This is a genomic window from Pasteurella sp. P03HT (assembly GCF_054052285.1).
On the sequence record NZ_JBSIUM010000018.1, the window covers coordinates 1 to 336 of the forward strand.

The window sequence follows — 336 nt, forward strand, 5'->3', positions numbered from 1 at the left end:
AAGAGAACCGAAATCCTTTTGGGTCTGTAGCTCAGGTGGTTAGAGCGCACCCCTGATAAGGGTGAGGTCGGTGGTTCAAGTCCACTCAGACCCACCACTCAAGCGAAAGCGGAAGAGTGAAGCGAAAAAGGATGCGCATTATTGTGATGTGAATGGGGATATAGCTCAGCTGGGAGAGCGCCTGCCTTGCACGCAGGAGGTCAGCGGTTCGATCCCGCTTATCTCCACCAAATCATCATTGCTAAGTGTTTTAAGTGAGTATTAAGACGCCAAATGAGGCAATAAACGCAGAATACTTAGCAATGATGAGCGAAAAATGGGAAACCATTTTGACTT

At 47.9% G+C, this 336-nt stretch carries 2 tRNA genes; both read left to right on the forward strand.

Features of this window, described 5'->3' with window-relative positions:
* Nucleotides 1–20: 20 nt before the first annotated feature.
* Nucleotides 21–97: transfer RNA gene (locus ACWIT3_RS09535), tRNA-Ile, on the forward strand.
* 57 nt (nt 98–154) lie between these two features.
* A tRNA-Ala gene (locus ACWIT3_RS09540) sits at nt 155–230 on the forward strand.
* Nucleotides 231–336 lie beyond the last annotated feature (106 nt).